This window comes from Maricaulis maris (assembly GCF_003634045.1).
GTDB lineage: Bacteria > Pseudomonadota > Alphaproteobacteria > Caulobacterales > Maricaulaceae > Maricaulis > Maricaulis maris.
Genome location: NZ_RBIM01000001.1, coordinates 402966 through 421116, shown reverse-complemented (window position 1 = coordinate 421116; position 18151 = coordinate 402966). Strand labels below are relative to the sequence as shown.

Sequence of the window (18151 nt, the reverse complement as noted above, 5' to 3'; positions counted from 1 at the left end):
CAGTCCTAGAAGTCGAGCACCAAGGCGGCGCGGAAGTTGCGGCCCGGCAGCGGCACCTGATCCTTCAGAAAAGACGTGTGCAGGCGCGCTTCGGCGTCAGTCAGGTTGCGCGCTTCCAGGATCACCCGCATGTCGCGGCTTTCGACCGGCTCGAAGGACCAGCGGGCGTTGAAAAGCACGTAAGACTGGCTCTTGAGTTCGAACGGCGCCGTATTGTCCTGGACGTCGGCCCATTCCGCTTCCAGGTGCAGGTCATGCCCCGCCCGCGACGCGGAAACGCCGGCGGTGACGGAGAGCGGCGGCAGGCGCGGCAGATCGCCACCGGCATCAAGGCTCGCCTCGACATACTCACCGGTCAGCTCGCCATCAAAATCCCATCCGCCCCAGGCACCGAGCGGCCCTTCCAGGCGCCCCTCGAAGCCGGACAGGACGACATCATCCTGGCTGTAGGCATAGACCGGAAAGCCGTGATCTTCCGCGCCGGTGGCATAGGCGGCGATGAAGCCGTCATAATCGGCCCGGAAAACCGACGCTTCCAGCGCCCAATCGGCGAAGCGGGTCCGCGCCGTCAGCTCGGCAGACACCGCGCGTTCGACGCCCAGGTCCGGATCACCCAGCTCGAATGTGCTGCTGGCGACATGCGGCCCGTCGGCAAACAGCTCGACATCAGTCGGTGCGCGTTCGCTGGATGACAGGGTGAAGGCGAGGAAGGTATCTCGCGCCGGCCGCACAAAGACCGAGCCGGAGATACTGGCCGTGTCGAAACTCCGGCTGTCGGTGGCGGTATCAAGGTCGCGGCTTTCAAAACGGAGCCCGCCTTCCAGGCCCCAGCTTTCAGCGTCCCAGCGCTCCACAAAGAAGACACCCCAATCGGCCGTTTCCGACGGCGGGACATAGGCTTCTTCACCGATCGCAGCAAAGTCGCGATTGAAGGCCTGGATGCCGGCGGCGCCTTCCCAGCTGCCACCCCACAGGGCGATCGGCGTGTGCCGGGCCTCGACCCGGCCTTCCCAGCCATCATTGGTGAACAGGGTACCGATCTCGTCGCCTTCCAGTTCGACATGCTCATAGCTGCCGGTCCCGAAGGAAAATTTCACGCGTTCGATATGCGCGCCCAGATTCCGCCACTCACCACGCAGGTCGAAACGGGTCTGTTCCAGATCGATGCGGACGCTCTCATCATGCCCATGTTCCTCATCGTGGTCTTCGTGGTCATCATCATGGTCGTCGTCGTGATCTTCATCGTGATCTTCGTCGTGCTCTTCTTCACCATGCGCATGGCCACCCGGGATCCCATAGAGCGCGTTCGACTGTTTGATCGCCACCCCGATGAAGCCGTTTGAGCCGACCCAGGAAATGCCCGCCGAGGCCGAGCGGAAATCGAGGCCCGAATTTTCGACCGAGCCATACGGATGCTCGTCCTCATGCTCGTCCTCATGGTCTTCGTCGTGATCATCGTCGTCGTGATGCTCTTCCTCGGCCTCTTCGAACAGGCGGAAGGCCTCCGACTCGGCATAGCCGGGAATGTCATAGGGCTGCGCGGTCCGCATCAGACCTTCCAGGCTGACGACAAATTGCCCGGCGTTGAAGCGGACACGGCCGGCGGCGGTCTCGCCGTCGTCGACCGAGGTCATCGAGCCGTAGAAGCGGCCTTCCAGCCCGTCCTCGACACGGGCTTCAGGAATGCGTCCGTCAATGACATTGACCACGCCGCCAATGGCCCCGCCACCATAGGCGATCGCCGCCGGGCCGCGCAGGATTTCGACGCTCTCGGCCTCGAGTGCTTCCGAGGCAACGGCGTGGTCAGGGGAATTCGTGGAGGCGTCGATCAGGCCGACACCATTGACCAGGACGCGGACCCGGTCGGCGCCGAGGCCGCGGATCACCGGACGGCTGGCGGCCGGACCAAAATAGGTCGTGGACACGCCGGGCTCGTGGGCAATCGTGTCGGCCAGCGAGCCGGACAGATTGTCCTCGAGGTGGCGCCGGTCGACGATTTCGACCGCACCGGCGACCTCATCCGCACCGACTCCCAGTGCCGAGGAGGTGACGAGGATCACGTCCTCGTCCCGGTCCGTTTCCTGGGCGGAAACGGTGCCGCCCAAGCCGGCTCCGGCGAGCAGGGCAATACAGGCAGTGGAGGTGGTCAGACGCGCGAACATGGCTTCCCCGATATGTAATAACAATACAGACTTTGAGGCGTGATATTATAACATTCGGATTATCGCAATGCCGAAGCACTGGGAAATGCGGCAAAGCGTGATTAAATATCGGCAAGATGACCACTGATTCCCTGACCAAGGCGCTGGACGCCGCAGAAGCCCATTGCGTGGAACGGGGGGAGAAACTCACCCCGGTGCGCAAGCGCGTGCTTGAACTCGTGCTCGAAGCCGACGGGCCGGTGAAAGCCTATGACTTGCTCGAAGCGCTCAAACCCGGCCCCGGCTCGGCCAAGCCGCCCACCGTTTATCGCGCCCTCGATTTCCTGATGACCGCCGGCCTGGTGCACAAGGTCGAGGCGCTCAACGCCTTTGTTGGCTGCAGTCACACCCATGACCATGACGAGCATGGCGGCGGCGCCGAGCTGTTCATCTGCTCGGATTGCGGCGCGGTCGAGGAACGCCATGGCGCGCCCCTGCCCATGAATGCGCCGGCCGGCTTCACGATCCAGCGCTCGGTCGTCGAGCATTTCGGCCAGTGCGCCAATTGCCATCCGGGCTGATGGAGTGAGGCCATGATCGAGCTCTGGCGCGGCTGTGTGAATGCCTGGGAATGTGACGAGCTCGGCCATTACAATGTCCGCTTCTACCTCGCCCGGGCCAGCGAGGCCTTGGCCAACCTGGCCGAAGCCGCCGGTCTCAACCCGATCCAGCGCGCCGATGCGCTCGCCACCCTGATCCCGCAGACCCTGCACATCCGCTTCCTGGCCGAGGCCCGTCCCGGTGCACCGCTTTACATCGAGGGCGGCATTGTCGGCTTTGCCACCGCCACCGCCGACATCGTGCTGGTCATGCGCCATTCCGGAACCGGCAAGCCGGCGGCCAGCTTCAGTATGCGCGTCGGCCATGCCGCCCCCGCCAGTGCCGAAGCTTTCCCCTGGCCGAAACGTTTCGCGACGACCGTCGAGGCCCTGACTGTCGACAAGCCGGACTTCGCGGCACCGCGCGGCCTGGCCACCGGGACGGGCGGCCGACGCGCCTCGATGAGCGCCGCCGACGCGCTCGACCTGCCGGTGATCGGGCGCGGCCGTTTCGGCCCGCACGAGATGGATGCTTTCGGCTGGATGCGGGCGGAGTTCCTGCTCGGCCGCGTGTCCGACAGCGTCACCAATTTCGCCGCCGCCTTCCCCGAAGAATGGGACATGCATGCCGGCGAACCGTCAGCCCGCATCGGCTCGGCACTGCTGGAATGCTGCATCCATGTCCACCGCTGGCCGCGCGCCGGCGAGGGGTTCGTCATCCGCTCCGGTCTCAAATCCGCCGGCCCCAAGGTCCGCAATATCGTCCATTGGGTGCTCGAGCCGGCCAGCGGCAAACCCTGGTGGACCATGGAAGGCGTCGCCGCGCCGATGGACCTCGACCAGCGCAAGCTGGCGGCGATCGATCCGGAGACGCAGGCAAAACTGGACGCGGCAGCGGTGCCGGGGATCGAGGCTTAGGATGCGGGCATGCGCCCTAGCCTGCCTGCTCATTGCCCTGGCGCCAGGACTCGCGACCAGTCAGCTCAACGCCTATCCAAGGCCAGAGGACCCGGTCCGGCAGGACGCTGATCCCGGCCTGCCCTTTGTCGTGCGTTTGGGGTCGCTTGGATGTGATGGACTGTGCCCGATCTACGACATCATGGTGCGCATCGACGGCGCCTACTGGATCAGCGACACATTCCCCGGTGCTTATCTGGATTATCCGCGGGATGTGCACAGACCGGCGCCCCATCCGACACGACGGACATCGCCGACCGCACGCGATCGCGGGACAATGATGGCCGGACTCGCCAATCAACTGACCTTCGATCGAGTCAGTGCCGCGATGCGTCCCTTCGAGGAAGGCCGGTGTACCGAATTGCTGAGCGCGCAGAACCACGCCTTCGTGCGGATCGAATACCCGGACGGCACCCGGTTCAGCTTTTATCATTCGCCGGGGTGGGATGAGTGTTCCGACCTGGATTCCATCACAACCGCGATCCAATCGGCATTCCAAACGCTCATTGGCTCGCGCACAGCGGGCGCCGGGCCCACATCTGTGCGTTACTATTCATCAGGCTGTTACGGGCCCTGCCCGCAGTTCGATTTCGAATTGCGGGACAGTGGCGAGTTCTGGCTGGCACCCCGCTTTCCCCGACCGCGATTTGGCGGACCATCCGGCCGAATTGGGTCTGAGGTATTTTCCGGTGTCGCAACTCACGTCGAGCGCCGGCGCGTAGAATCAGCAATCCTCGCAGGATCCGGCCAGCAATGTGTTGAGACAACCGGCGACGGGATGCGGGTCGGTGTGATGATCACCTATTCCGATTCAACATCGCTTTCCTTCGATGTCTCACCTCAATGGCGCAACTGCCGAGCTTTGCAAGACGTTGCCGAAGACGTCGACGACGCGATGACCCCACTGATGCGCGCCATATCGCGAGAAATCGCCGACTGAGCCTTTCAGCACCCAATGCCCAGATTTGAGACTTGAAAAGATCCTCGCCCGGACGAGGCGTGGGGATGCCGGAATGTTGGCGCGTCTGACCGGCCCGCCGCGCCGCACGCGAAAATTTAAGTGTTTCCCGTCAGGCTTGGCCGTCCAACAGATCAGACCCGGGGGACGGACCATGATGAAAACGGTAATTGGTACAATCGCGGCCATCATGATGGCCGGCGCTCCGGCGCTGGCGATCCAGGATGATGTCACAACACCGACTGGGCGGACTTATTCCGTGGCCGGCGGAGGGCTCGCTGGCAGCGCCACCATCCGCTTTTCCGACGAAGGCGAATTCCGTCCCGATGGCGCGGGTGGCCGGGATGCCTCCGGCAGCGGCTATTACAGCCTCGATGAGACCTTCTGCACGGCCCATGTCGAGATAAGCTGGCGGATCCATGTCAACAGTGACGGCACGGCGATGACCACGCTGGAAACCTCCGAAAATGCCTGCGCGCGCGCGCAGGGCATGGAGGAAGTCCTGCGATTTGGATACGGGGCGTGTGAGCATGGCTGGGACGATTTGCAGCCGGGGGAAACCGGTTCGGTCTGCTGGGCCGGTGTTGAGGTGACACGGGAGAATTAGGCCCCGGACCGGCTGCCGCACCCGCCGCTGCTTATCGCCGCTTCCGGCCCTTCCACACTGTCGCTAGTGTGCCGGTGCAGGCGGATGGAGAGCGCGGCGCCATGATCATCCAGGCGACATCGGGTCGGGCGGAGTTTCCGCGCCGTGGCGAGCGGGCCCTGTGGCTGGCCGGCCTGCTTGTCTACATCATCGGCCAGGTCCTGCTGCGGCAGGGCCAGGACTTTGTCGAGGCGCAGCGGCCGATCGATTTTGCCCATTGGGCCCTGCTGGTGGGCGGGGTGATGCTTCTGCCCTTTGCCGGTCGCCTTCCCTGGCGGAATATCCACTGGCTGACCATCCCGCTGCTCTATGCCGGCATCACCGCGCTGATCGGCATGTGCGTTCTGGATTTCGTGTTCTGGGCCCTGCCCAATGGCGAGATGGAGAATACGGTCGCACGCCAGCTGATCGCCACACCGGCCGTCTGGTCGCCCTTTATCACCTTCGGCCCCAATTATGTCTTCGTCACAGCCGTCGTGCTGCCCTGCCTGTCCTACCTGTCGGTGTCACGCATCGGCGCGGCGGTGGTTGTGACCGGCTCGCTGGTCATGTTGTTCGGCACGCAATGGTACAATGTTGCCGGCTGGGTGATGATCCTGATCGGTTATGCCCTGTGTTTCGACGGGCTGCGGAGCCGGCGGCTGCCCGGCTAGGCCAGTTCGTACCGGCAGGCCCGGGACCAGGCCGGTCACGGTCCCGCTGGTCCGCCCTGAGCGGCCAGACGAAGATGCGGGCCTTTCAGTCGGAGTCCCGCCATGTCTGCCATCCTTGCCGCCCTCATCCTAGTCGCCCAACCGGCCAGTGACGCCACGCTGCATGACACCATCTCGGCACTCGATGCTGCCATGTTCGAGGCCTTCAACAGCTGTGACGGCGAAGAATTCGGTACCTTTATCGCCGAGGACATCGAATTCTATCACGACCTGGACGGCCTCAATCGGGATCGCGACAGCCTGATCCAGGCCGTGAATACCTCGATCTGCGGCAATTTCCGGCGCCAGCTGACGCCCGGTTCGATCGAAGTCTGGCCGCTGCCCGGCTATGGCGCCATCGAGAGCGGTTGGCATGCCTTCATCAATTATGGCGCCGACGAGCCGCACGGCCAGGGCCGCTTCCTGCACATCTGGCGGCAGGACGAGGATGGCTGGAAGATCACCCGCATCGTCAGCTATGACCACGGCCCGTTTGATGGCGCGGGGCGCTAGCCGGCGCGGCCCCGCCTCGATCGTCTCGATGGACGCCTGGAGTGAACGCCCGGCCTGCCGCAGCGGGCCGGACTATCCGGTTGGCGCGAATATCGAGTCCGTTGGCGGCGACTGCGAAGCGACGGGCCTGTGCCGGCTCGGCCCGGACGGTGGCCAGCTCGACTGGGAGATAACGCGCATCGAATAGGGGCTCGGATGAGGTCAGGGCCAATCGCCTGACCGTGTGAGCGGTGACAGCGGGGGCGGCCTGTTGCGACGCCCGTCCACCGCGCCCTTGCAGGCGCGGTGCGGCGTGTCGCTATTTGCGGCGGCGGTCGAGCACGCCATTCACGCTGCCCGGGGCGACAGCGGGGGCCGGGGCCTTCTTTTCGGCCTTGGGTTTCTTGGTTTCCTTGTTGGAACGTTTCTGGCCTTTGGCCATGGTGTGCTCCTTCGCACGGGGGCCGCATCCGGCGGATGCGCGCGCCCTATCCTACGCTGCACCGCGACAGCAGGATACGGGATTGGCAGCACCCCATCCGACGAGCCGTGCGGGAAGCGCAACCCACGAAATCTTAAGCTTGATTGGCTAGAACCGCGCCGTTCACAGGCCGATCTGCGGTCGCTGCCAGCAGAAGACTTTCGATGCGCAACCCGATCCCCGCCATTCTTGCCAGTATTTTTGTTGTCGCAACGACGGCGACCGGCCCGGCGTTTGCCGACCTGCCGCAAGCTTATCAGGCCCTGCTCAACGAAGCCGCGGACCGGCAGGACGATGATGCCCGCTTCCTCGAGACGGCCGACATGGTCGCCGTCCTCGTCGAGGGCGGCCGGGGCGAGGTGCATGCCTATATCAATACGCATTTGCCGCAGCGGTCCGGCGCCGTGGCCGATTGGCCTCTGCCCGCGCCGGCACCGGATACCGCGCCGGCGGCCACACCGGAGCACACGCCCGCACCGACCCCGGCCGAGCACCCGGAACACCGCAGCCTTGGCGGCGCACCGATTGACCTCACAGAAGCGCCCGACGGGTCCGGTGGCTGGCTGGCCGGTTCGATCCGTGCCCTGGCCGATGACAGTTGGGCCGGGCATATCCGCGCCGGCGTCCAGCTCGAGCGTGGCAATTCCGAGTTGACCGATTTCACCTTCGCCTTCGAGCTCGACCGGGAGCTGGAGCACGGCTGGCGCATCGACAGCCAGTTCGAATATTTCCTGTCCGAAAGCGCGACCCGCACGACACGCGACAACTGGCTGGTTGAGTTGCGCACCACGCGCGAGCTCGACAGCGGCATCGGCTATTACGCCGGCGGCTCTTATGAGCGTGACCTGATCGGGATCTACGCACGCTCAGCCTTCCTCACCGCAGGCGGAATCTGGCATGCGGTGGAAAATCCCAAGGCCGATTGGGTGCTTCGAGCCGGTGTCGGCCAGCGCTTGCGGGAGGACGGCCTGACCGGCGACACCCTGACGGACTGGGTTGCCGAGGCGGGGTCGAGTTTCCACTACCAGATTTCCGACACCGCCAGCTTCGGATCGGAAACCACAGGCTTTGCCGGTGGCGGTTCACGGATTGACCAGCGCTTCACGCTCACCAACCGCCTGTTCGGGGACTGGGCCGTACAGACCGGTCTGCGCATCGAGCACGAGTTCGAGGACCGGCCCGGTTTCGACCCGACCGATATCCGCCTCGACGTGTCGCTGCTGTACGCCTTCGACTGACCGCAATTTTTTCCGCCACGACGGAACCGGTTTCACAATCGCGCGTTATCCCCGCAAGACAGACCAGTGGGGAGACGTCATGCGGTCGCGTATCAAACTGTATTTTTACCTCGCCGCCTTCTTGAGCGGTTCCCTGGTTTTGTTGTTCGGCGGGCCTTCGGCCACGCTGTAACCGGATCGGGAGGCGGGTGTCCCGGTGCCCCCCAACGTCCCCAAGCGCCACTTGGTTCGTCCGCCTCCCGATACCCCACACAACCCGCCGCCCCCCCCGGGCCCTGCGCGCGACCATTGCACGCTTTGTTAAGGCGTGATCGGTCAAGCTTGACGCCTGATACCGCAGGGAGGTGTCGTCATGGGCAAGATCATTGCGTCCAGCTATCGCCGGGTTTCGGATCATTTCGAGCCCGACCTGGTCGAGGACCCGGCCGAACAGCGCAAGCGGCGCGGCCATCTCGAGCAGATTGATTACACGGTGTTCGCGGCCAATCAGGCGGTGATCGCCAAGACCATCCATCATGTCGGCATTGAGGATTTCCAGAATCTCGCCCTGTCGGCCTCCAAAGCCCGCTCGGCCTGGGTGGATGCGGCGATGTCGGCCGCCCGTTCGCGCTCGCCGCTCTCGGCCGAGGAAGTCTCCCGCCTGCAATTGCTTCGCACCGCCTATGAGGAACTCTCCGAGGCGTATGAAGCCATGCGGCGCATGGTCGAACGCGGCTATCTGCAATTCCACAAGGGCGCGGAAAAACCCGGTCCGGGTTAGAGCGGCGGATACCAGGCGAGGAGTTCAGCGCGGTCGCCGGCGGACAAGCCGGTGGGGGCCGGAATTTTCTTGTCTTTCCAGTCCGCCGGCGCGGCAATCAACCCAGGCGCCACGCCATAGTGCATGATCGACTCCGGGTCCCAGGGATGGGGACTCTTGCGGGCCATGTCGTGGCGGTGGATCACATTGCGCCGGGTGTAATCGGCGGACCATCCGGACATCGACTTGTAGTGCGCAATCACCGCGTCCTCGCGCCAACGCAGCGGCGTGTCCGGTGTCTGGTGTTCATGGCGAAAGCCGAACATGTGCCCGACCTCGTGCAGTGCGGCGAGCAGGCCGTCCGTGCTGTCGAGATGGGAGTCGAAATTCATGGTCGGCTCCTTGCTGTTGGTGATATCCAGCGCCTCGGCGCCCAGCATCGACCATCGCCCGCGTGCATGATTGAACATGACCCGGATTTCGGCCTTGTCCGGGTCGGCCTCTTCGATCAGCCGCAGTCCGCAGCCGCCGCTCGTCCACAGGCCGAGGACCTCATCAAATATCGTCCGGTCACGGGCATTCGCTGCGCGCGATGATGGCCGTTTGTAGAGATGGTAGCGCAAGGTCGATCCGTTCGCCCACTTGACGCTGTGGGCGCCGTCCAGTCCACAAGCCCGGGCCTTCGTCATGGTGCGACCATCCCCGCGCTCAGCCCGAGGCCAGGGCCTGGCACTGGCCGAGGCGGGCCAGTGCTGCCGGATAGCGTGTCTGGTCGAGGAAGGTCCGCGCCTGGGAGATCATGTCGGAAATCTCCCGCTGGATGATGGCGGCCGTCCGGTTTGACGGGGCAGACACAGCGTTCGGCGGTGGCGCCGCGCCACTGCTCGACCCGCCGCCACTGCCTGTCGGATTGGCCAGCGCCTGCGCCGCTTCGACAAGGGAGGCGATGTTGGGCGCTTGGTTGCGCAAGCGGACGAGCGTCGCATCGTCCGCATCGCGCCAGCTGCGGCCGAGCGCGCCCGGGAACCGGTTCAGCGCCGCGCGACTGGCCCGCAGATCGGTGATGACGGTACTGGCGGTCGCCATGGCCTGCCGAAGCGCCGATTTGGCCTCGTCGGAATCGGGAGCGGCCGCTTGATTTTCGAGCCGACCATGCCCTTGCCCGACCAAGCCTGAGAGATCGTTGATATAGGCTTCCAGCTCAGTATCGTGGTCGAGCCGCAGTCCGCGATAGACCTGCTGGCCCGGGGCCGCGTAACAGCCCATGGCACTCGCGCCGTCGGCATAGGCGTCCATCAATTCGGACTGGTTGAGACCATTGCGCAGGACGGTCAGGCCGCCCAGCGACAGGGCTGCTGCACTGACATTGTCGTCATGCGCATCAAAGGCTGCGAAGCCAGCGCCGAGCAAGGCTGAGCCGATACTGCCGAAATTGATCGCGCGTTGTTCACCGGCGATGGCCAAATAGCGCTGATTGTAGAGCGTTTGCCGGGCCAGGACTTCGCTGAGCTGGCAGTCAAGATCGTCGGCGAGAGCCGCTTCCGGGTCAGAAAAATCTCGGGCGCGGACGGAAAAGGCATAGCCGGCTGACGGGTTCGCCGCATCGACCGGCCCCGATACGGCCAAGCAATAGCTGGCACCGTTCAAGGGCGCCGGCGGCGGTGGCGGGGTGAGCGTGTTGCAGCCGGCCAAGCCGCTCAGGGCAAGCGCCGCCATGCTGGCAATGATCCGAGAAACCTGCATGCTTCCCCCCTTCAGTTCGGCAATCATAGTTCACAATCGGGCAATTGGCAATGTCAGGTCGATTTTCGGACGTTCGCAGTCGGAGCGTGCGTGCCTTGTCGTGACGTGCCGATTGAACCCTTTCCCGGCGCGTGCACACCTTGTTTCCGAAGCGCTGCATTCGTTGCGGTGCGGTGGGAGACGGCATGCAACGAGATCGCAAACGCGTCCTGTCGGAATTCCTGATCGTGTCGGCTCATGCCGGCGACCGGCGCGCGCTCGACCGGCTCTGCCAACTCTGGCACGGCGACCTTTTGCGCCATGCCGCACGTCTGATCGGCGAGGCCGAGGCGGCGCGTGACATCATGCAGGAGGCCTGGTGCGATATTCTGCGCGGACTGCGCCGATTGCGCGAGCCGGCGGCCTTCCCGGCCTGGGCCTACCGCATCGTCGCCCGCAAGTGCGCCGCGGAAATCCGCGGCCGGCAAACGGACCGACGTACCGCCGACGGGCTGCGGGCGGAACTCGCCGGCGCCGCAATTGACGGGATTGCCGACGCCGAACGCCAGGCCGACCAGGGCGCCATCCGCCTCGCCATGGCGGACTTGCCCGCCGAGCAGCATCTGGCTCTGGCGCTCTACCATCAGGACGGACTCTCCGTCGCCGAGATCGCCGTCATTACGGATACCGCGGCGGGCACGGTCAAAACCCGCCTCATGCATGCCCGGCGCAAACTCGCCGCGGCCCTCAATCCTGAGCCAACCGCATCATGATCATGAAAAGGAGATCGCGATGACCAACCGGACTGAAGACCTCGACCGTCTCATCCTGGAATCCCTCGACGCCGACGATCGTGCCATTCTCGGCGAACTCAGCGAGGAGCCCGGCTATTTCGCCCAGGCCTTCGGCCTGTTCCGGGGCAAGCTCGCCTGGGTGATGTGGATTGCCTACATCGTCAATATCATCGGAGCCGGCCTGGCCATCTTCGCCGCCTGGAAAATGTTCCAGACCACCGACCCGGTCATGACCATCCGCTGGGGTGTGGGCGTCGTCGTGGCCGTCAATGTCGGCCTGTTCATGAAAGGCGGGCTGGGCCTGCAGATGCAGAACAACCGCATCCTGCGCGAGCTCAAACGCGTCGAACTCCAGCTCGCGCGTGGCCAGGCGCGGGCAAGCGTGTAGGGTCAGCTGATACGCGTTTCGGGGTGTAGGGTGTTGATGGTGTTCTGGAAGATCCTGATGGGACTGGCTGGGGTCGTCGCCATGGCGATGCCGGCGTCCGCACAGACGGTGCGCGAGGCGGTGGATGCGTTGAGGGAACAAGCCGCAGACGAGCGCACGGCGTTTGAATACGAACTTGTCGGAGAGGCAATCGAGACTGTTCCTGGCGATCTGGGGGCACTGGAAGACCCACCGGGCCGGGACGCCTTGATCGCACTCATTGATCGTGAATGGGATGAGCGGATTTCATTGCTTGAAAGCGATGGCCCCGGGCCCGCGCTCGAGCTGATTGTGGGCGTCCTGCCGCCCCTTGTACCGGTGATCGAGCCGGACAGGCTGCAGGTCTGGGTCGATCGGTATATTGCGCTCGCGGAGCCGGTTGCGACGCGTGACTATATGGATTGGCATGACGTTCCGCCGTTTTCCCGGCAGCTTCGGGCTGCGGGCGCAGAGGCGGCGGCCGGTCAGGTCGCCGCGGCTCATGTCGCCTGGCTCGAATTGGTGATCGAGTCGACAGAACCAGATACGCGCGGCGAAGCGATTGCGGTTGCGTATGAGGAAGCCCTCAATCTCGAGGATGATGCGGCGATCGGGCGGTTTCGTGCCCTGCTCATCACTGAAGCCGTGACCACCGGGGTGTGGAAGTCTGATGAGCCTGCCCTTTCCTGGGATGGGGGTTGGGATTTCGAAGCGCGCACTCTGGCGCGTGACCTGTTGGATAGCTTGCCGGACCGACTGCTGAGCCATGCTTTTGACGCCTGGGGGGACAATCCCCGGGATATAATCGAAACACGACTTTCGGTGCTGATTGGCGAGCGGTCAGCGTCCATGGTCATCGAGGCATATCTTTCGGGGCATTGGGACCTGCGCGACGACCATTTCCGGGAAGCGCGCGACATGCTTTCGGCTTTTGTCCGTGATCGCGCTGCGTCGGGCGAGATTGAGGCCGCAACGGAGCTTCTCATTTCCTATCAGAACGTGCTCTTGGCCGAGGCGTCGCCGCGCCTGGCCGAGTTGTGGTTCGCACTTGAGGATTGTCCACGCGCGAAGGCCGCCGCACGCCTGACCATGCATAGGATCGATGAGCCTGCCATGGAAGGCGTCCGTCTCGATAGCGGTGATGAAGGCGTCAGATCCGCTCACGAGGATTCCGTGATCACTCACGCGGATGTGTCACGCAGCCAGGCAATGCGGCGCCCTGGCGGCATCCGGGCGCGCATCGCCACCGTGCTCCTGGAATGCGGTGCGGCGCGCGAGGCCCTGGATGTGCAGGCCGGTCAGTCGATGAGAATGCTCCCTGTCAGCCTTGCGCAGATCGAAATCGATCTTCTGGCGTTGTGGCAGACGCTGCAGGCACCGGCGTCGCGTGCCGACATGGAGGCCGCCATCTGGAACCGCTGGCCGATGCCGACTTACGAGTTCGAACGCTCCCTGATTCCGCTGATCGCGCTCATGCCGCACCGACGGGCAACGGATCATCGCCGTCTGGACGAGCTGATCTTGATGACATTGATGGTCCGCGGAATGCCGGAAAGGGCTCGGGATATCTGGGCGCCAATCTATCGGGCCGTGGTGTGGCGCGATACCCAGGCAGAGTTGACGCTGGACCGGCTCGTCATCCTGGCGCACCTCGCCGCCACAATGCCCGACTGACCCGCTCAACCATTCACGAATGACACCCATGCACATCACAGGCATGTGAGGGGGTTACATTTCGTAAGTCGGGTCCCCAAATAGGTCTCGGACGAGGCGCCGGGGACGTGCAAATGTCGCATGTCGACTGGCACCTCGATGGGATAGGATACGTGTCATGGCCAATGCAGTTTCAATGACGCTCTCGCCCGAACAAGGGCTGTCGAGCTACCTCTCTGAGATCCGTCGTTTTCCGATGCTGGAGAAGGACGAGGAATTCATGCTGGGCAAGCGCTGGCGTGAGCATGAGGACAGCGGCGCCGCTGAAAAGCTGGTCACCTCGCATTTGCGCCTCGTCGCCAAGATTGCCATGGGCTATCGCGGCTATGGCCTGCCGATCGCCGAAGTGATTTCCGAGGGCAATGTCGGCCTGATGCAGGCGGTCAAGAAATTCGACCCGGACAAGGGCTTCCGCCTGGCCACCTATGCCATGTGGTGGATCCGCGCCTCGATCCAGGAATATATCCTGCGCTCCTGGTCGCTGGTGAAAATGGGTACGACCGCAGCGCAGAAGAAGCTCTTCTTCAACCTGCGCCGGATGAAAAGCCAGATGCAGGCCCTGGACGAGGGTGATCTCAAGCCCGACCAGGTCGAGGCGATCGCCACCAAGCTCGGCGTCACCAATGACGAGGTGATGTCGATGAATGGCCGCCTGTCCGGTCCCGACGCCTCGCTCAACGCGCCGCTGCGCGGCACGGAAGGCGAAGGCCAATGGCAGGACTGGCTGTCGGACGACAATGCCGAGAGCCAGGAAGACGAGCTGGCCGAAAGCGACGAGTTCGACACCCGCATGCAGCTCCTGCAATCGGCCATGGGCGAGCTCAATGAGCGCGAACAGCACATCCTGCAGGAACGTCGCCTGTCGGATGAGCCCAAGACGCTTGAGGATCTGGCCGAGCATTATGGTGTCAGCCGTGAGCGTATCCGCCAGATCGAGGTGCGCGCTTTCGAAAAGCTGCAAAAGGCCATGAAGTCCATGGCAGCTGACCAGGGCCTTCTCAACTAGCGTCAAGATTACGGAAACCTGCATGGGGCATGACTGGACTTGCGCGCGTGTCGTTGCCACGATGGTGCGCAAGTTGAGGACTGCCCATGCGTTATCTGATTGCCCTGCTGATCGCGGCGGCGAGCGGCCTGTTTCCGGTCGCCCACGCCGATCTGTCTGAAGATTACCGGACGCTGATCCGGGCCGCCGACAGGCAGCAGAGTGACGGGGATTTCCGCAAGACGGTCGAGCTGATCGCCGATGTCGCCGAGGGCGGGGAAGCCGAGGTGCTGGCCGCTATTGCCGATATTGCACCCCGTCGCGAAGCCCTGCTGGCCGATTGGCGTGAGCCGGTGCCGGATGCGGCCATGACGCAAGCCAGCGCCGCCATGGCGCCCCCCCTGTCAGATGATGCCGTCATCAGGCTCGATCCCGCCCCGGCTGAGCCGGGACCGGAAGGCTGGTCTCCTGTCGGGAAACTGGCCGAAGCGATGGCCTGGATCGAGCCTGAGGAATGGTCTGGCCGCGCCCGCTTCGGCGTCACCATCGACAGCGGCAATACCGAACAGACCGACTATAATTTCGCCGTCGAACTGGATCGCGAGCTGGAGGGCGGCTGGGGTCTCGACAGCAAGTTCGCCTATCATTTCACCCGGAACGGTGAGGCCGTGACCCGCGACAACTGGCTGGTCGAAATGCGTGGCGAGCGCAATGTGATCGACGCCTGGGGCTATTATGTCGGCGGCACCTACGAACAGGACCGCCTGTCCGGCTACCAGCACGTCGCCTTCGCCACCGCCGGCGCGCTGCACCAGCCCTTCGACAGCGACGGGCTGGCTTGGGATTTGCGGGCCGGACCCGGCATGCGCTATCGCCAACCTGATGACGGGGATGCCGAGACCGACTGGATTTTCGAGATGGGCTCAATCCTCAATTTTGCCCTCAGCGAGGCGACAGACTTCGCATCTGAAACCACCATGCTCGCCGGCCCGGCTTCACGCGCCGACCAGCGTTTCGCCCTGACCACGGCCATCGCCGGGGATTGGGGCATGGAGCTGGCCTACCGCATCAAACACGAATTCGAACCGCAGCCCGGCAGCGAGGCAACCGACAGCCACCTCAACGTCTCCATCGTCCGCGATTTCTGAGCCGGACCAGGCAGGCTACCAACCCAGACGAACACCCGCCTGCGCGCCAACCTCGCCAGTCCTGCCGCCGAAACCAACGCCGAAATTGGCCAACACGCTCTCGTCGATCCGCGCCGCCCGACCGCAGGGCCGTCATGTCACTGTCAGTATTGGCGATCACGGTTGCGCTCCAACTGATCCCGGCGCGCATTGACGACAATGTTGGTCGCGAAAAGCGTCTAGGCTTCGGGGGCGGCGCGCGCCAGCCCCAGCGCGATCCCGGCCTGGCCGAGATAGTAGCAGACCCAGACCACCGGTCCGGCCCAGTCGAGTTCGCCGGCAAACAGGCGCACGGCGAGGACGCTGTCGGAGACCACGAAGAGGAGTGCGCCGATCATCGCCAGCATTGGGGAGCGGCCGAGCACGGCGAGCACGGCCATTACCAGGATGATGCCGTTATAGACCGAGGCGAAGACGCGCATCTCGCCGAAATGCGGTTGCAGCCAGTTCAGCATGACGAGGCCGAAGACGGCGAGGACCAAGGCCGCGATCCGGCTCATGCCGCCGCGCGGTCCGGCCTTGATACGCCATTGGGCGAACAGCCAGATATAGACCAGATGACCGAGGCCAAAGGCGGCGATACCGAGTGGCAGCACGCTTTCGTCGAGTGCGAGGAAAACATCACCCGCCGCGCCGAGGGCCAGGCCGACGGCGAGAACGAGATGGCGTTGGCGCAGGGCATACACCGCCAGCAACACAATTCCGGCGGCCTTGATCACGACATTGACCGGGAAAGGTGCCGCAAGGCCAAACCCGTCCAACAGATAGGCCAGGCCGAAAATGGCCGAGGCGATCAGGATCAGGCGCGAGATGCGCTCGTCCGGCCATGCGTCCTTGAACAATGTCATCGGCTCTCCCCTCGTGCCACCAAGCCACGCTAGACTGCCCGCATGGACGCGCAAAGGGGCGAGGGCAGAGCGGCGATGCGGACGGGGATTGCAGGTCTTCTGGTCGTGTCGCTTGCGCTCGCGGCAACAGTGTCGCGCGTCGGTGCCCAGACACCGACCCCGGATAGCTCGCCGCTCGTCATGGCCATCGAGACCATGCTGGTCGAGCGGCCGCATGCCCGCGACGAAGCCTGGCGCACGCTGGCCCAACCGCGCCTGCCGCGCCGCACGCCGGACCCGGACGATCCCGAGCGGACCCTGGTCACCTTCGCCTGGCGGGGGGGACCCCAGACGCGCAGCGTGCGGCTGGACAGTGTCGTCAACGCCGCCCATGCCCGCCAGCCGGTGACCGACTACATCGCCGACTTTACTCTGCCGCTGCGCCGTGTCGAGGGCGCCGATATCTGGACGCTGACCCTGTCGCTGCCGCGCGATGTCGAGGCGGTTTATTCCTTCCTGGTCGAGGACGATAGCGGCCTGCGGCGCTGGTCCGACCCGGCCAATCCGGCCCGCCTCGGCGGGGCGGACGGGGAAAGCCTGTTGCGTCTCGACCGCGCCGCGCCGGCCGATATCCACCGCCCGCTCGCCTTTGATGAAGTGATTGAGGCGCAACAGCTGGACATCGACAGTGCGGCGCTCGGGCGCCGGGTCCGGACCCAGGTCCATCGCATGCCCGGCGCGCCCGATGATGCGCCGCTGCTGATCCTCTATGATGCCTTCCTGTGGGGACAGCGCGCGCCGGCCAGCGACCTGCTGGTCCGGCTCGCAGAACGCAGCGCCATCCCGTCGACGCATCTGGTGCTGATCGACCAACTCGACGCCGCCAGCGCCGGTCACGCCTATGCCGACCAGGCCGTCTTCATCGCCGATGAACTCCTGCCGGCGCTCGCCCGCGAGGTCGGCCTGGCGCCGCGCCGCGAGACGACGCTGCTGGCCGGCGCCTCGCGCCGCGGATTGTCAGCCAGCCTGACCGCGCTGGCCCGGCCCGACCGGATCGGTGGGGTGATTTCGCTATCGGGCTCATTCTATTGGGCGCCGGATGGGGAAGCCCCGCAATGGGCGGCAAGGCAGCTCGGCGATGCGCCGGTCGATGCCCCGCGCTTCCACCTCGCAGCCGGGCGCCTCGAGACCGTCGCGACCTCGACCAATCAGGGCCATGTCATGCTGGACACCAATACCGCCATGACCGATGCACTCCTCGCCCACGGCTATCCGGCCGAACTGGCGGTTTATCCCGGCGGCCACGACATCGCCGGCTGGCGCAATGCGCTCGCGGAGGGGTTGGTGGTGTTGTTGGGAGAGCGGTAAGCGAGCCTCGAAATGTGCTCGCGGCCCGCGCGATCTGAACCCTAAATCACTTGTCAGCCAGCGGGCCGTATCCGCTTCTTCGGGTCAAGGGGCCTGCCCGCGGAGCGGCGGCTGCGCCGCCCTTGACCCGAAGAAGCGGATACGGCGATCTCTCGGCAAGTGGTTTAAGGTGGGCTACAGGCGCGTCAAAACATAATTTGTATGAA

General features: G+C 64.6%; 20 protein-coding genes. 15 read left to right on the top strand and 5 right to left on the bottom strand.

All coding sequences use genetic code 11. The features are described 5' to 3' along the window. Positions 1–5: 5 nt before the first annotated feature. Positions 6–2162, bottom strand: a complete 2157-nt coding sequence (locus C7435_RS02045; protein WP_121209830.1) for a TonB-dependent receptor — start codon at positions 2160–2162, stop codon at positions 6–8. Between the two features lie 116 nt (positions 2163–2278). Here C7435_RS02045 and C7435_RS02040 point away from each other — a divergent pair, with 116 nt between their 5' ends. The 7 genes from C7435_RS02040 (at position 2279) to C7435_RS02010 (ending at position 6693) form a co-directional block, all read left to right on the top strand. Next, on the top strand, positions 2279–2722 hold the full coding sequence (locus C7435_RS02040) for a transcriptional repressor (RefSeq protein ID WP_075188858.1): 444 nt from the start codon (positions 2279–2281) through the stop codon (positions 2720–2722). Positions 2723–2734: 12 nt separating this feature from the next. Next, positions 2735–3658: a thioesterase family protein gene (locus C7435_RS02035; protein WP_121209829.1), complete on the top strand. Its 924-nt coding sequence runs from the start codon at positions 2735–2737 to the stop codon at positions 3656–3658. 181 nt (positions 3659–3839) lie between these two features. Continuing rightward, positions 3840–4637 carry a hypothetical protein gene (locus C7435_RS02030; protein WP_121209828.1) on the top strand — a complete coding sequence of 266 codons (798 nt, stop codon included), beginning with the start codon at positions 3840–3842 and terminating at the stop codon, positions 4635–4637. 172 nt (positions 4638–4809) lie between these two features. Continuing rightward, a complete protein-coding gene (locus C7435_RS02025; protein ID WP_121209827.1) occupies positions 4810–5262 on the top strand; it encodes a hypothetical protein in 453 nt (150 codons plus the stop codon). 101 nt (positions 5263–5363) lie between these two features. Then, positions 5364–5954 (top strand): hypothetical protein, encoded by a 591-nt coding sequence (locus tag C7435_RS02020; RefSeq protein ID WP_143742881.1) that lies wholly within the window; start codon positions 5364–5366, stop codon positions 5952–5954. Between the two features lie 102 nt (positions 5955–6056). Further along, positions 6057–6506 (top strand): nuclear transport factor 2 family protein, encoded by a 450-nt coding sequence (locus C7435_RS02015; protein ID WP_121209826.1) that lies wholly within the window; start codon positions 6057–6059, stop codon positions 6504–6506. After that, positions 6490–6693 (top strand): hypothetical protein, encoded by a 204-nt coding sequence (locus C7435_RS02010; protein ID WP_121209825.1) that lies wholly within the window; start codon positions 6490–6492, stop codon positions 6691–6693. Before C7435_RS02015 ends, C7435_RS02010 begins: the two co-directional genes overlap by 17 nt. 111 nt (positions 6694–6804) lie before the next feature. On the opposite strand, the gene C7435_RS17305 is transcribed toward C7435_RS02010, so the two are convergent. Beyond that, a complete protein-coding gene (locus C7435_RS17305; protein ID WP_255371583.1) occupies positions 6805–6927 on the bottom strand; it encodes a hypothetical protein in 123 nt (40 codons plus the stop codon). Positions 6928–7130: 203 nt separating this feature from the next. On the opposite strand from C7435_RS17305, the gene C7435_RS02005 reads away from it, so the two are divergent. Together C7435_RS02005 and C7435_RS02000 are read left to right on the top strand one after the other, a co-directional pair. Continuing rightward, positions 7131–8204: a DUF481 domain-containing protein gene (locus C7435_RS02005; protein ID WP_121209824.1), complete on the top strand. Its 1074-nt coding sequence runs from the start codon at positions 7131–7133 to the stop codon at positions 8202–8204. Positions 8205–8556: 352 nt separating this feature from the next. Continuing rightward, positions 8557–8964 (top strand): hypothetical protein, encoded by a 408-nt coding sequence (locus C7435_RS02000; RefSeq protein WP_075188850.1) that lies wholly within the window; start codon positions 8557–8559, stop codon positions 8962–8964. Here C7435_RS02000 and C7435_RS01995 read toward each other — a convergent pair. Further along, a complete protein-coding gene (locus tag C7435_RS01995; RefSeq protein ID WP_121209823.1) occupies positions 8961–9632 on the bottom strand; it encodes a M12 family metallopeptidase in 672 nt (223 codons plus the stop codon). The two genes, C7435_RS02000 and C7435_RS01995, sit on opposite strands and share 4 nt — an antisense overlap. Positions 9633–9651: 19 nt before the next feature. Further along, positions 9652–10686: a hypothetical protein gene (locus C7435_RS01990; RefSeq protein WP_147422605.1), complete on the bottom strand. Its 1035-nt coding sequence runs from the start codon at positions 10684–10686 to the stop codon at positions 9652–9654. Positions 10687–10871: 185 nt separating this feature from the next. On the opposite strand from C7435_RS01990, the gene C7435_RS01985 reads away from it, so the two are divergent. The 5 genes from C7435_RS01985 to C7435_RS01965 all read left to right on the top strand — a co-directional run bounded on the left by C7435_RS01985 (position 10872) and on the right by C7435_RS01965 (position 15711). Continuing rightward, a complete protein-coding gene (locus C7435_RS01985; protein ID WP_121209821.1) occupies positions 10872–11438 on the top strand; it encodes an RNA polymerase sigma factor in 567 nt (188 codons plus the stop codon). A gap of 19 nt (positions 11439–11457) precedes the next feature. Beyond that, positions 11458–11847 (top strand): DUF6768 family protein, encoded by a 390-nt coding sequence (locus tag C7435_RS01980; RefSeq protein WP_121209820.1) that lies wholly within the window; start codon positions 11458–11460, stop codon positions 11845–11847. Positions 11848–11883: 36 nt separating this feature from the next. Beyond that, a complete protein-coding gene (locus tag C7435_RS01975) occupies positions 11884–13539 on the top strand; it encodes a hypothetical protein (RefSeq protein WP_121209819.1) in 1656 nt (551 codons plus the stop codon). Positions 13540–13696: 157 nt separating this feature from the next. Beyond that, on the top strand, positions 13697–14584 hold the full coding sequence (gene rpoH, locus C7435_RS01970) for an RNA polymerase sigma factor RpoH (RefSeq protein ID WP_075188844.1): 888 nt from the start codon (positions 13697–13699) through the stop codon (positions 14582–14584). An 86-nt stretch (positions 14585–14670) separates the two neighbouring features. Beyond that, positions 14671–15711, top strand: a complete 1041-nt coding sequence (locus C7435_RS01965; RefSeq protein WP_121209818.1) for a DUF481 domain-containing protein — start codon at positions 14671–14673, stop codon at positions 15709–15711. A gap of 218 nt (positions 15712–15929) precedes the next feature. Here C7435_RS01965 and C7435_RS17075 read toward each other — a convergent pair whose 3' ends face one another. Then, positions 15930–16598 carry a lysoplasmalogenase gene (locus C7435_RS17075; RefSeq protein ID WP_170150311.1) on the bottom strand — a complete coding sequence of 223 codons (669 nt, stop codon included), beginning with the start codon at positions 16596–16598 and terminating at the stop codon, positions 15930–15932. A gap of 75 nt (positions 16599–16673) precedes the next feature. On the opposite strand from C7435_RS17075, the gene C7435_RS01955 reads away from it, so the two are divergent. Then, a complete protein-coding gene (locus C7435_RS01955; RefSeq protein WP_233350654.1) occupies positions 16674–17945 on the top strand; it encodes an alpha/beta hydrolase in 1272 nt (423 codons plus the stop codon). Positions 17946–18151 lie beyond the last annotated feature (206 nt).